12 protein-coding genes are annotated in these 12,932 nt (G+C 51.2%); 10 read left to right on the top strand and 2 right to left on the bottom strand.

Translation table 11 applies throughout. The features are described from left to right. The first annotated feature begins 37 nt into the window (after positions 1-37). The 8 genes from D570_RS0100700 to araA all read left to right on the top strand — a co-directional run bounded on the left by D570_RS0100700 (position 38) and on the right by araA (position 9,115). A complete protein-coding gene (locus tag D570_RS0100700) occupies positions 38-1,624 on the top strand; it encodes an NAD(P)/FAD-dependent oxidoreductase (RefSeq protein WP_018142488.1) in 1,587 nt (528 codons plus the stop codon). A 310-nt stretch (positions 1,625-1,934) separates the two neighbouring features. After that, positions 1,935-2,297 carry a 50S ribosomal protein L19 gene (rplS, locus tag D570_RS0100695; protein WP_018142487.1) on the top strand — a complete coding sequence of 121 codons (363 nt, stop codon included), beginning with the start codon at positions 1,935-1,937 and terminating at the stop codon, positions 2,295-2,297. A gap of 192 nt (positions 2,298-2,489) precedes the next feature. Further along, positions 2,490-3,188, top strand: a complete 699-nt coding sequence (lepB, locus tag D570_RS0100690) for a signal peptidase I (protein WP_018142486.1) — start codon at positions 2,490-2,492, stop codon at positions 3,186-3,188. A 5-nt stretch (positions 3,189-3,193) separates the two neighbouring features. Then, entirely contained in the window at positions 3,194-3,907 is a 714-nt protein-coding gene (locus tag D570_RS0100685; protein ID WP_018142485.1) for a ribonuclease HII, read from the top strand. A 25-nt stretch (positions 3,908-3,932) separates the two neighbouring features. Next, positions 3,933-5,024, top strand: coding sequence for a LacI family DNA-binding transcriptional regulator (locus tag D570_RS08085; protein ID WP_018142484.1), 1,092 nt, complete (start codon positions 3,933-3,935; stop codon positions 5,022-5,024). Between the two features lie 143 nt (positions 5,025-5,167). Beyond that, positions 5,168-6,781 (top strand): xylulokinase, encoded by a 1,614-nt coding sequence (locus D570_RS0100675; RefSeq protein ID WP_018142483.1) that lies wholly within the window; start codon positions 5,168-5,170, stop codon positions 6,779-6,781. Positions 6,782-6,852: 71 nt separating this feature from the next. Beyond that, positions 6,853-7,545: an L-ribulose-5-phosphate 4-epimerase gene (locus D570_RS0100670; RefSeq protein WP_018142482.1), complete on the top strand. Its 693-nt coding sequence runs from the start codon at positions 6,853-6,855 to the stop codon at positions 7,543-7,545. Positions 7,546-7,606: 61 nt separating this feature from the next. Then, positions 7,607-9,115 (top strand): L-arabinose isomerase, encoded by a 1,509-nt coding sequence (gene araA / locus D570_RS0100665; protein WP_018142481.1) that lies wholly within the window; start codon positions 7,607-7,609, stop codon positions 9,113-9,115. Positions 9,116-9,193: 78 nt separating this feature from the next. Here the strand turns inward: araA and D570_RS08080 are convergent, their stop codons facing one another. Continuing rightward, positions 9,194-11,137 (bottom strand): DUF6020 family protein, encoded by a 1,944-nt coding sequence (locus D570_RS08080; protein WP_018142480.1) that lies wholly within the window; start codon positions 11,135-11,137, stop codon positions 9,194-9,196. Positions 11,138-11,375: 238 nt separating this feature from the next. Between D570_RS08080 and D570_RS0100655 the strand changes: the two genes are divergently transcribed. Continuing rightward, on the top strand, positions 11,376-11,693 hold the full coding sequence (locus D570_RS0100655; RefSeq protein ID WP_018142479.1) for a hypothetical protein: 318 nt from the start codon (positions 11,376-11,378) through the stop codon (positions 11,691-11,693). 9 nt (positions 11,694-11,702) lie between these two features. On the opposite strand, the gene D570_RS0100650 is transcribed toward D570_RS0100655, so the two are convergent. Continuing rightward, complete coding sequence (locus D570_RS0100650; protein ID WP_018142478.1) at positions 11,703-12,302, bottom strand: sugar O-acetyltransferase; 600 nt, start codon at positions 12,300-12,302, stop codon at positions 11,703-11,705. Between the two features lie 267 nt (positions 12,303-12,569). On the opposite strand from D570_RS0100650, the gene D570_RS0100645 reads away from it, so the two are divergent. Continuing rightward, positions 12,570-12,908, top strand: coding sequence for an iron chaperone (locus D570_RS0100645; protein WP_018142477.1), 339 nt, complete (start codon positions 12,570-12,572; stop codon positions 12,906-12,908). Positions 12,909-12,932 lie beyond the last annotated feature (24 nt).

The raw sequence follows: 12,932 nt of genomic DNA, 5'->3' as shown, positions 1-12,932 counted from the left end.
TCTTTTAAGGACTTATATCTAACCCAGAGGAGTAGATGTGACGGATAAACAGTCTGTTGTAATAATCGGTGGCGGTCCTGCGGGCCTTACCGCTGCATGGGAGCTGGTGAAGGATTCCGATGCATATGATGTCACCGTGCTGGAAGCAAGCCAGGAATTTGGTGGCATTGCGCGTACTGTAAAGTACAACGGTAACCGCATGGATATCGGTGGACACCGCTTCTTTTCCAAGGATGACCGCATTATGAAGTGGTGGCTGGACGTCATGCCTTTGCAGGGCGCTCCTTCTTACGATGATAAGAAGCTGGGCCGTCACCATGAGCTCACCCCTGGTGGTCCAGATCCAGAGCAGACGGATAAGGTTATGCTCAAGCGCCACCGTTTGTCTCGTATTTTCTGGAACAAGCATTTCTTTGACTATCCTATTAGCTTGACTCCAAACACCATTAAGGCCATGGGCTTTAGCCTGACTATGCAGGCAGGCTTTAGCTATTTGTGGTCCACCGTGCACAAGCTTCCAGAGGATAACCTCGAAAACTTCTATATCAATCGTTTCGGCCGCAAGCTGTACTCTATGTTCTTCGAAGGCTATACGGAGAAGCTGTGGGGTCGTCACCCAAGCCAGATTTCTGCAGACTGGGGCGCACAGCGTGTGAAGGGCTTGAACATCTGGAATATTTTGGGCAACGCTTTTAAGAAGCTCATGCCAGGCCATAAGGCAGATAATTCTAAGGTAGAAACCTCGTTGATTGAGGAGTTCTGGTATCCAAAGCTCGGCCCTGGACAGTTGTGGGAGATTGTAGCGGATAATTCTACCGCCAAGGGTGCAAAGATTATCAAGGGTGCGAAGGTCACCGCTATCCACGCAGAAAACGGTCACGCCTCAGCTGTGGACTATACGAACGAAAAGGGTGAGGTTGTTACCATCAAGGCAGACCAAGTGATTTCTTCTATGCCTTTGAATCACCTCATTGATGCAGCTCAGGCAGGTGGCGTGGACGTACCACAGAATGTGTCTGAGGTAGCGCATGGCTTGCCATTCCGTGACTTCGTGACCGTGGGCTTGCTCGTGAAGAAGCTTCGCGTGCAAAACACCACGGACATCCCAACCCTCGGAAACCCACCAATCGTCCCAGATAACTGGATTTATGTGCAGGATCCGGGCTACAAGGTTGGACGCATCCAGATCTTCAACAACTGGAGCCCATACCTCGTAGACGACCCAGACAACACCGTATGGATTGGTTTGGAATACTTTACCGCAGAAGGCGACGACTTCTGGAACTTGAGCGATGAAGAAGCACGCAAGTTTGCTATTGCTGAAATGATTCGCATGCGCATTATTGAAAGCGCCGACGACGTCATTGACGCTCATCGTGAGCGCGTGCCAAAGGCATACCCAGCTTACTTCGACACCTATGATCGCATCGATGAGTTGACCAACTGGATTGACTCCTTGGGCAATGTGTACTGCGTAGGCCGCAATGGTCAGCACCACTACAATAACCAGGATCACTCCATGGCTACATCCATTGAGGCTGTGAATAACATTAAGACGGGTCGCGAAGATAAGCAGAATGTGTGGTCGGTAAACACAGAAAAGTCTTATCACGAAAGCAAGTAGTCGTTAGCTAGAAAGAATCGAATTCTTTGTCACGGCTCCAGCCTTCTGCCTGAAGACTTTGCCACGAGGCGCTGAAGAAAATCGGTATGTACCTTGGTTTTCTACAGCGCTTCTTGTATAATTATCATTCGTATGTGCCGAAAAGAAACATTGCCACATAGATGTTCTTTTCATCAGGTCTAGCGCGGCATATCCTGCGCAGACTGGCTCCTTCGTGGGCAAACCTACGAAGACATAATGGAATGCGCGCCAAAATTCACGCGCACATTCCCAAACTTGACGCTGATATGTGGCGGCGTATGAGGTAAGCATGAACGCAATTGAAGCATTTGAAGCTCAGCAGCTCAAGACCGATGACTCCATCCCAGAGTTCCGTCCTGGTGACACCGTTAAGGTGAATGTAAAGATCCAGGAAGGTAACAACTCTCGTATCCAGGCATTCCAGGGCGTCGTTATCGCTCGCCAGGGTGTAGGTTTGCGCGAAACCTTCATGGTGCGCAAGGTATCCTTCGGTGTTGGTGTAGAGCGTCGTTTCCCACTCCATTCCCCATCTATCGATTCCATCGAATTGGTACGTAAGGGCAAGGTTCGTCGTGCCAAGCTTTACTACTTGCGCAACTTGCGCGGTAAGGCTGCTCGTATTGTGGAGCGCCGCGATAACTCTGCTAACTAAATCGTTATGCGTTTGAAGCCCGGGGTTCCATCCTCGGGCTTTTGCATCGGTACGTTTCGTGATAAAAAATTGAGGATTCTTGAATTTTATGCGAATTTTACACTCGTATCGAGGCGCGAAAAACTACAATAAAAGTACTCGTGTGCATTCATTCGCGAATGTGTGAATTATCCCTAGACGAAGAAAGAAACCATGGCTTCATATCGTAAACCTGCACATAGCACAGGTAACTATGTTCTTTCCAAGCGTGACAGGCGCCTTTTTGGTTTTTTGGATTGGGCACTCTTTTTCGTTCTTCCGCTCATCATCGTGCTTTTACTGCGTTTCTTCGTTTTTGGTCTCTTCCTCATTCCCTCGGGTTCGATGGAAAATACACTGCTCATCGGCGATCGCATCATTACCTACAATCTCAATATCAATGAAAACAGCCTGAAGCGTGGCGATGTCATCGTTTTCTCCGATGATTCGCATTGGCTCACCCAAAGCGCCATCGAGAAGGCAGCGAGTTCTACACATAGTTTCGGCGTAGACACGGATAAGCAGTATTTAGTCAAGCGCTTGATTGGGCTACCGGGCGATGTAGTGGCTTCGGAAGGCAATGGTGCGCCTATTACTGTCAACGGCATTGCCATTGATGAAAGCTCCTATCTGAAATCCGGCGTAGAGCCTTCGCAGACAGCTTTTTCTGTTACGGTGCCGGACAATAGCCTGTTTGTGTTGGGCGATAATCGCTCGAATTCTGCGGATTCTAGAGTGCATTACAATGATGGCAATTCTGGCTGCATTAAAATCAGTTCCGTCACTGGCGTGGGTCTGGCCGTGTTCTGGCCTGTAGACGATTGGTCTACGCTGGGTTCGGGACGCCAAGTATTTGAAAGCGTAGGTCTGTAAGGCGTATGCCGCGTACTGTAAAAACGCCGCCAACATGGCAGACAGAGTTAAACATCGTCGATCAGGGCGGGCAGTGGATTATTGGCCTAGATGAGGTTGGTCGTGGCTGTTTGGCCGGTCCTGTGACCTTAGGGGCGGCTGCTTTTAGCGCGGATATGGTGGCCGCGGCAGACTTTCCTGAGGGCTTGACGGATTCTAAACTTCTGACGCCTGCCCGGCGAGAAGCGCTCGTACCGAAAATCTCTCAGTGGGCCGCGGCTGTGGCAACGGGTGAGAGCACAAATACAGAAATCGATGAGTGGGGCATTAGCTATTGCTTGGGCCTAGCAGCGTTGCGCGCCCTGGACACGGTGGAAAATGCTTTACTGACCTTGTATCCGGACCGCTTTACTGCGCACAGTAGAGTGGCCGTATTGCTCGATGGCCCACATGATTACATTACGCCGGCCCTGCATACCTTCAACGCGCCAGCCATCCCCGTCATTCCCCGCGTGTATACCCAAGTGAAGGCGGATCAGGCATGTGCCAGCGTATCCGGTGCATCCGTGTTTGCAAAGGTGCAGCGCGATCATTATATGGTGGATTTGGCCCAGCGCAACCCGCAATGGGCGGCCTATGGCTGGGAGAAAAACAAGGGTTACGGGTCTGCGGCACACCGACAGGCCTTGAAAACACTGGGGCCTACGCCGTATCACCGACTCAGTTGGCATCTGGTGTAGGGGCGTTTAGTGTAGGCTGGGGCTCATGGGAGAAAACAAGGTTTCAATTATCGATGTGGCGAAAGCAGCTGGTGTATCCTACCAGACTGTTTCTCGTGTGATAAATAATTCTCCCTCCGTCCGTCAATCCACGCGCCGTAAGGTGATGGAAGCCATAGAAAAGCTCGATTATCATCCGTCGCTGTCCGCACAGTCGCTCAAAACACAGCGCACGCGCATGATTGGCGTTATTGCAAGTCAGGCCCAGTATTCCGGACCACTGCTCACCATTGCAGCCATCGAGAGCATGGCGCGTAGTCGAAATTTGTTTGTATCCGTGGCCACAGTGGATGAGTCGCGCTTGAACCCTACAGATTTCTCCCAAATTGAAGAGAGCTTCGTCAAGCTGGGTGTAGAGGCCGTGGTCATCGTAGCGCCGACCGAGGCGATGGTGACGCTCGCGGTTGAAAGCCGCGTCCATGTGCCCCGCGTGATTATTACGGCTGCGGAGGGCATCCAAGATCTGCAATCTCGCCAGTTTGATGCACGATGCGTCAAATTTGTTTCTACGGATCAAGATCAAGCAAGCGAGCAGATTGTACAGGCACTCATTGCAGGTGGTATTACCCGTATTTATTATTTGGATGGTCCTCAGCAGTGGCGCGACGCCTATACGCGGCGTGTAGCAGCGCAGCGTGCGAGCATGCGGGCGAATGTGAACTTCGAGCTCGTGGAGATTAATGACTGGGATAGTATTACGGCTTACGAAAAAATGAGCTCCTTCCTGCGTACGCACGGTGCTGATTGCGTGAAAGACTGTGCTTTGTGGGGGGCGAACGATTTACTCGCTATGGGTGCTCAGCGTGCTGTGATTGAGGCTGAGCTCAGTGTGCCGCAAGATGTGTGCATTGTGGGCTACGATAATATGCCCGGCACAGAAAGTCTGATACCTCCGCTGACGACTGTGGATCCGAATTATGCCCAGGTGGGTTTGCTTGCCATGCGCTTGGTGCTGGATATGCTTAAATATGAAGAACTGGACAAGGATGAGGAAACTCAATCATTCCAACGTTTTCCGGGCATGGATAACGTGTTTATGATCGAGCCGAGCGTTATTTTGCGTAATTCAACACGATAAATCGCCATTTGATTTCACTGCATGCATAGTGTAAAATAAGTGTTATGTGAACGTTCACATTTGAATGTGAATTCAGAAATGAATGCTCGCATAGTAGTCATTGAGGATGCGAAAACAACCACAACACAATGTAGTGAGGGATAATGGTTAATACAGCACTTGCACAAGCCATTGAGAATGGCGAAACATCTCTGGGTGTCGAATTCGGCTCCACCCGCATTAAGGCCGTGCTTATCGATAATAATTACACAACTCTTGCTCAAGGTGACCATGAGTGGGAAAATCATCTCGAGGATGGGTTGTGGACCTACAGCTTAGATGAGGTGTGGCAGGGCGTACAGGATGCTTATGCCGAGCTGAAGTCACGCGTCGAAGAAAGTTATGGTGTAAAGCTGTCCAAGATTGGTCGCATGGGCTTTTCCGCTATGATGCACGGCTATTTGGCTTTCGATAAAGAAGGCGAGTTGCTTGTGCCTTTCCGTACGTGGCGCAATACCAATACACACGAGGCGCACGAGGCATTGTCTGAGCTTTTCCAATTCAATATTCCGGAGCGCTGGTCCATTGCTCATTTGTATCAGGCTATCCTCAATAAGGAAGCGCATGTGCCGCAGGTGGACTTCTTCACCACGTTGGCCGGATATGTGCACTGGCAGCTGACCGGTCAGAAGGTGCTGGGCATTGGCGATGCTTCCGGTATGTTCCCCATTGACCCGCATACACGTAATTATGAGGAAGAATTCCTCAAAAAATTCGAGCAGATTGAGGCCGTAGCCCAGCAGCCATGGTCTATTCGCGAGATTTTGCCTAAGGTGCTCGTAGCCGGTGAAAATGCAGGGTTGCTTACTGAAGAAGGTGCGCGTCTTATCGATCCAAGTGGCGACCTTGCGTCGGGCTCCGTGCTGGCACCGCCTGAGGGTGACGCAGGAACGGGCATGGTGGCCACCAATTCTGTGCGTGTGCGCACCGGTAACGTATCGGCTGGAACGTCTATTTTTGCCATGGTGGTACTGGAGGATAAGCTCCAGCGTCTTCATCCAGAAGTCGATGTCGTGACCACCCCTGCCGGTGATCTTGCGGGCATGTCCCACGCCAATAATTTCACCTCAGATTTGAACGCATGGGTAGGCCTTTTCCGTCAATTCTCTCGTGCGGCAGGCTTGGATATCAGCGACGGTCAGCTCTTCTCCACGCTGTTTAACGCGGCCATTAGCGATGACGTCGATGCCAACGCGGGTGGACTGCTCAACTACTGCTTCTACTCGGGCGAATTCCTCGCAGGTCTTGCTGAAGGCCGCCCAGTCTTCGCACGCGGACCACAGTCACGCATGACTCTGGGAAACTTTATGCGTGCACAGCTCTTCTCCGCCTTCTCGCCAGTCAAGGTGGGCATGGATGTGATGACGAAGGATGAAGGCGTACAGGTGGATTCCTTGGTGGGCCACGGTGGCATCTTCACTACGCCTGTGGTGGCACAGCGCATTTTGGCAGCGGCTTTCGATACGCCAATTCGTGTGATGAGCACCGCAGCCGAAGGCGGCGCATGGGGCATGGCAGTGCTGGCGGATTACACAGCACACGCAGAAACGCCATTAGACGCGTATCTCGACCAGACTGTTTTTGCACATGCTGAGTATACCACTGAAGAGCCGGTGGCTAGCGATGTAGAAGGCTTCGAGGACTTCTTCGCTCGCTTTAAGAAGGGACTTCCTATCGAAAAAGCAGCCATCGAAACCATCGATTTGGAATCGAAGTAAGCCTGTAACAAGCCCCCGAGCTTTCATCAAAATTCACAACAACACAGACCTCAATCCTCTAAGGAGAAAAAATGGCAACATTGGCAGATTATTCAGAAGAAACCCGAGCAGAAGTCAAGCAGGTACGCGAAATTGTCGCCAGCCTGCACGATCAGCTCCTCAAGTGGAATTTAGTGGTATGGACCGCCGGCAACGTTTCGCAGCGCTTAAAGACGGCGGATTTGATGGTGATTAAGCCATCTGGCCTGCGCTACGAGTATCTCACCCCAGCCAGCATGGTGGTCTGCGACCTCGATGGCAATGTAGTCGATGGCGCAGCTTCTCCGTCCTCGGATACCGCTTCTCATTGCTATATTTACCGCAATATGCCTGAGGTTTACGGCGTCGTACACACGCATTCCACCTATGCCACAGCATGGGCTGCTACCGGCAAGAACATCCCCTGCGCGTTGACTATGATGGGCGACGAATTCGGTGGGGAAGTACCTGTTGGCCCATTCCGTCTGATCGGTTCCGAGGCTATCGGTGAAGGCGTTGTGGACACCTTGAAGAAGTATCCAAAGTCCCCAGCCGTACTCATGCAAAACCATGGACCATTTACCATCGGTAAGGATGCAGAGTCCGCAGTAAAGGCTGCAGCCATGACCGAAGAAGTGGCACATACCGTGTGGGCGGCTCAAATGCTGGGTGGCGTGATTCCAATTCCTCAGGCCGATATCGATAAGTTGAACGACCGCTATCAGAACGTGTACGGACAGCACTAAAGCTACACGTACGTCCCCTCATCACAAGTTCAAAGATTTACACAATTAGAAAGGCTATTCAATGAAGAATCCATTTGAAGGTAAGGAAATCTGGTTTGCTGTGGGCTCCCAAGACCTCTACGGCGAGGAAACACTCCAGCAGGTGGCTGAGCAGTCCCGCGAAATCGTCGATACGCTGGATGCCAGCCCAGCGATTCCTGTCAAGCTCGTGCTGAAGCCAACCTTGAAGGACTCAGACTCCATCAAGAACTTCATGCAGGCAGCCAGTGCAGCTCCAGAGTGCATCGGCGTTATCGCGTGGATGCACACATTCAGCCCAGCAAAGATGTGGATTCGTGGTCTGAACGAGCTGAAGAAGCCACTTCTGCAACTCAATACCCAGCATCATGAGGAAATCCCATGGGACACCATGGATATGGACTTCATGAATCTGAACCAGGCTGCGCACGGCGACCGTGAATTTGGCTATATCGTCACCCGTTTGGGTGTGCCTCGCAAGATTGTTGTCGGCCATTACACCGATCCAGATGTAGCAGAGCGCATTGGCGTATGGACCCGTGCATGCGCCGGCTGGGATGCTGCAAACACCATGAAGGTGATGCGTTGGGGCGATAACATGCGCAACGTAGCCGTGACTGAGGGCGATAAGACTGAGGCAGAGCGCGTATTCGGTGCATCGGTCAATACCTGGCCTGTGAACGAGCTTGTGGAGCACGTCAATGCTGTATCCAAGGAGCGCGTAGAAGCCCTGATTGAAGAGTACAAGCAGGAGTACGATGTAGCGCCAGAGCTTTTGGGCGAGCGCTATGAATCCCTGTATGTGGCAGCTCAGGAAGAGCTCGGTATGCGTGACATGCTCGATGAGGTGGGCGCTACCGTGGCAGTAGACAACTTCGAAGACTTGGGTGCCTTGCGTCAGCTTCCAGGCGTGGGTGCTCAGCGTTTGATGGCGGATGGCTATGGCTTCTCTGCGGAAGGCGACTGGAAGACTGCTATGCTTATCCGCATTGGCAATGTGATGGGTTACGGTCTCGAAGGCGGATGCTCCTTGATGGAGGATTACTCCTACAATCTCGTACCGGGCAAGGAAAAGATCTTGGGCGCTCACATGCTGGAGGTTTCCCCAACCTTGAAGACCGATGGCAAGGCCAAGCTCGAAATCCACCCATTGGGCATCGGCGGCAAGGAAGACCCTGTACGCTTGGTCTTCACCGCAACGCCTAAGAAGGATGCCGTGGTCATAGCTATGAGCGATGTGCGCGAACGCTTCCGTCTGGTCATGAATGTGGTCGACGTAGTAGAACCAGACCACGATTTGCCAAATCTCCCAACTGCACGTGCACTGTGGCAGCCTCGTCCATCCTTGAAGGAAGCCACCCAGTGCTGGTTGCTTGCCGGCGCTGCACACCATACCTGCATGACCACTACAGTGGATCGCGAAGCATGGGAAGACTTCGCACGTATCGCGGGCGTGGAGCTGGCCATCATCGACGAAAACACCACTCCAGCTCAGTTTGAGACAAATCTGCGTGTTAACGATGTGTTCTACCGCATGAATGAGCACTTCTAAAGCATAGATTTTCCTTCAACACACAAGCGGGTGTGATGCAAAACTACTCTGCATCACACCCGCTTTTTGTGTGCACAACTACATCACGTGTGAAATTTTGTGCTCCGTATAGGATCGCCGAGCCGTGTGTATGAAGTGAATGAGCATGGGCACTGTCACAAATACGAGGGGCAGCATATGACGCTCAAAATTATTGGCCGGCGCCATAATCATCACACCCATAAGCAAAATCAATGGCGTATATCGGAGCAAATCCTTCCAACGGCGCAGAATAATCACCGCGCAGCCGATGAGTAGCACGCTGACGACGTAGAAGTTTGCGCGCAAAGTCCACCCCAGAACGGGAATGCTGCTCAGTGCACCATTCAAACCTGTTTCCACGTGGCGTGCCTGAGGTATCCAATATTGCAAAATCGGAGCCGAAGATAGCCGAGAGTTGTCTACATAATAACTACTCGCCACATACGGCTTATCGGTGGCATCAAAATACCCGTAAACCTTTGCCATAAAGGCGTCGAAATAAATAATTGGGTGGGTTTTGCCTAATTCCAGCCATGCCTTATTGAAGTTTTCCATATCTTCAGCTGTGACCGTTTCCCACTTGTACGTCTCGACCTTGCCATCGCTACCCGAGGATTTTACACGATCCGCATCATTCGGAAAGTAGGAAGCGCCCATGGAGTACAGGTTGAAAATAGGGCGCAGTTCGGTGCGCACTTGGTCGGACACGCCATTCGGATCCTCGCGCATGACACGCGCAATTTGCTGGATCTGAATGCCGCGACTTTCGATAGCATCACCAGAAATAATGCTGCCTGTATTGACCGCCACGGTGAGGGCGCCTTGGAAAATGATAAACGGTAATACTAAAGACACCACATGTGCACGCCAGAGTTTCCTTTGCGTGAGGAAAATGAGCACAATTTGTACAGCGATGATATATGTGGCGTATTTTGCAGAAATCAGCATAAGTGCGGTGCTGATGGCAATGCCTGCTACCAGTTTGCGCGGGATATGCGTGCGATTTCGACGATTAAAAATCTCATACCACTGGCCAAACCACCACAAAAAGGCGTACGCAAATAGCGGCGACTTTGTCAAAGCCGTAGCCGTAAAGAACAGCTGAGGATTAAAAATAAAGAAAAGAATAATCAGCGTGCGCCAGCCTGCAGACACACGTTCACGCGTTTGATAACTATCCGAGCGTGCATAGACGCGCAGTGGGCGCGCATAGGTAAAGAAGCGGTTCAAGGTCACGCTCACCGCAAAAACCGCAAAAAGCATTTGCGTCAAAGACAGTACTATCAGGCCAATGTCAATAGTTCCCGTCAGCTTTTGCGACCAAAACAGTGTGCCGCCATATACAAAGGTCAGCACCACATTATGCTGATTCGTTAAATACGTCGGTGTATCCGGCCACATATAGTGCGCGATAGGATACACATCCACCACATTGAAGCTTTCCGCATATGACACATGCGTGCCATCCAATGAGGTAATCCACCGCGTCATTTCGCTGTACTGACTCATCAAATCCGCGGCGAAAACCGTAGGCACCAGCACAAACTGTATGCCCCAGAAAAAGAGCATAATCAGCGCAATTTTCCACCAGCGATTCGTGGATCTATCTGTGCGCGCCACCACGCGAGCACAGAAAACATGACACCGTGACAAAAAACGATCCCAGCGTAGATGACGAGAACGCCACGCGCCCAGTTCAAAGCCAATATCCGTGACGAGCGGCTCAATGCCACGCCACCAGCGCGAAAACCTGCGCGCCACACCACTCTCCGGCTGACTCAGACGCACCATCAGCCAAATCAACCCCATGCACACCAGCCAAGTCAGCACAAAAATAACAGCGTTGGATGCCGTAAAAGTTGTCACCGAGTGATCCGCGCGATAAATCGGACCCACACTCGTGCAAAGCGCAATCCACGCGCTCGCCACCGCTGCCAAGGTCCAGGTGCCTACACTTGCCCAATCCATACGTCGCTTTGCAGACGAGCGAGATTGAGGCATATAAACTCCTTATAGGTAAAGCATGTACAACGGTAAAACTGCAGAGGTCAAAGGCCGTGCGCATAAACAGGCTGTAATCAGTGGAAATTATATCAAAGGCACTGTGTAAAAGAGGCGCGGTAGGCAAGCCTGCTACAGGTTGTTTCAACACACTAGTGCCGAGTGCTTTCCTGACTATCGACTGTACTGTCCATCGTATGCTTGCGTCGCTCACGGGAGCAGGTTGTACGATAGAACAATGAAAAAATGGACACCTTTGTACGCCATCCTTGCTATCTGCGTCACCTTTGCATTGCAATGTGTGGCTTTAAGCAATTCGGTACATGCTGATCTCTTTTACATGAGCATCGGCGCAGCCTTCTTCACTCTGCCGCTGTCCGTGTATCTGGTTAGCCCTTCCGCAAAAAAGTGGATGCTGTGGAGCGCATTCTTTACGATGACCTTCGTGGGCATGCGTTTTGACGCGGAACCTGCACTGATTGTGGCGGGCATTCTTATGTTTGCTTTCAGTGCGTTAGCTGTTGCCGGTGAAATTCGCGTTCTCGTCAAGAAATAAGCACAGCAATTAATGAATAGGCTTGTATCCTGTGCGATCTGTCTCCGTGATTTTCCGGATAACGTGTGCGGGGTTGCCTACGGCTATAACGCCTGCAGGGATGTCTGAGGTGACCACGCTTCCGGCGCCGATGATAGAGTCGTCCCCAATAGTCACATTCTGTAAAACAGTAACGTTTGCGCCCAGCCATACGCGGTTTCCGATAGTAATTGGTCCTGCCCAGCAAGCTCCATTTGCACGCTCCTGGGCATCGAGCGCATGATTAGAGGTGTACAAGCCAACTTTTGGGCCAAAGAGCACGTTGTCGCCGATGGTTATCGGAGCCCCATCCAAAAGCACGCAATCAAAATTGCCAAAGAAATTCTTGCCAATGTGGATATTCCTACCAAACTCACAGCGGAATGTTGGCTCGAAATTTGCGCCTTCGCCCACACTGCCTAAAAGCTCCCGCAATAGTTTCTCGCGGATGTTTTGCGGCTGCCCATACGAAGCGTTGTAGGCATTCGTTGCTAATACTGCCTGCCTGCGCGCCTCGCATAATTCGTCAACGAGGTCATCGTACATCTGCCCCGTGGCCATGAATGCGAATGTATCTGCTAAGTCGGTCATCCTTGTCCTCCCAATAGTGTGGTTACTTCATAGGGTAGTAGATGTAGGGTAGCTTCCTTAATCTGTCCGATATTTCGATAATTTTTTCGATTCATTGAAGTTATTTCATTTCTCGCGCGAATAGTGAGATTTTGCACAGGCTCGAGCGTTGGAAAACTGCTAGTATGTGATAATTACACAGCAGGTATGCATAAAGATTGGCGAGAATATCCAGCCTTTTTCGAGGATGGAATTGCCTGCGCTGCTTGCTCATAGAGATGAGGGACTATGAACGTGATTGAGCAGTACATCGCTGCGCAACCAGAAGAACGCCGGGATGTATTAACGGCTGTACATGAAACGATTTCTTCGGCACTGCCTGAGCACACCGTCACTATGGCGTACGGCATGCCCACGTACAAGGCAAAGCGAAATGTCATCCATTTTGCGGCAAACAAAAATCATTTGGGCATTTATCCAGGCCCTGCCACCATTGTGCATTTTGCACGCCAGCTCGAGCCATACAAAACGTCTAAGGGTGCCGTGCAATTTCCTTTTGATCAACCCATTCCTTTGGATCTGATTAAGGATATGGCCGTGTGGAGCTACGAGAAGAATTCTTTCTAAACCTTGGTGCACGGGGCACGGTAT

This window comes from Alloscardovia criceti DSM 17774 (assembly GCF_000376885.1).
GTDB lineage: Bacteria > Actinomycetota > Actinomycetes > Actinomycetales > Bifidobacteriaceae > Alloscardovia > Alloscardovia criceti.
The sequence above is the reverse complement of the archived record's forward strand: the minus strand, read 5'-3'. Positions and strand labels throughout refer to the sequence as shown.

Coding starts and splice junctions, on each gene's coding strand:
- D570_RS08080 (WP_018142480.1), bottom strand. CDS start 11,137: ATGCCTCAATCTCGCTCGTCTGCAAAGCGACGTATGGATTGGGCAAGT.
- D570_RS0100675 (WP_018142483.1), top strand. CDS start 5,168: ATGGTTAATACAGCACTTGCACAAGCCATTGAGAATGGCGAAACATCT.
- rplS (WP_018142487.1), top strand. CDS start 1,935: ATGAACGCAATTGAAGCATTTGAAGCTCAGCAGCTCAAGACCGATGAC.
- D570_RS0100685 (WP_018142485.1), top strand. CDS start 3,194: ATGCCGCGTACTGTAAAAACGCCGCCAACATGGCAGACAGAGTTAAAC.
- D570_RS0100670 (WP_018142482.1), top strand. CDS start 6,853: ATGGCAACATTGGCAGATTATTCAGAAGAAACCCGAGCAGAAGTCAAG.
- lepB (WP_018142486.1), top strand. CDS start 2,490: ATGGCTTCATATCGTAAACCTGCACATAGCACAGGTAACTATGTTCTT.
- araA (WP_018142481.1), top strand. CDS start 7,607: ATGAAGAATCCATTTGAAGGTAAGGAAATCTGGTTTGCTGTGGGCTCC.
- D570_RS0100655 (WP_018142479.1), top strand. CDS start 11,376: ATGAAAAAATGGACACCTTTGTACGCCATCCTTGCTATCTGCGTCACC.
- D570_RS0100645 (WP_018142477.1), top strand. CDS start 12,570: ATGAACGTGATTGAGCAGTACATCGCTGCGCAACCAGAAGAACGCCGG.
- D570_RS08085 (WP_018142484.1), top strand. CDS start 3,933: ATGGGAGAAAACAAGGTTTCAATTATCGATGTGGCGAAAGCAGCTGGT.
- D570_RS0100650 (WP_018142478.1), bottom strand. CDS start 12,302: ATGACCGACTTAGCAGATACATTCGCATTCATGGCCACGGGGCAGATG.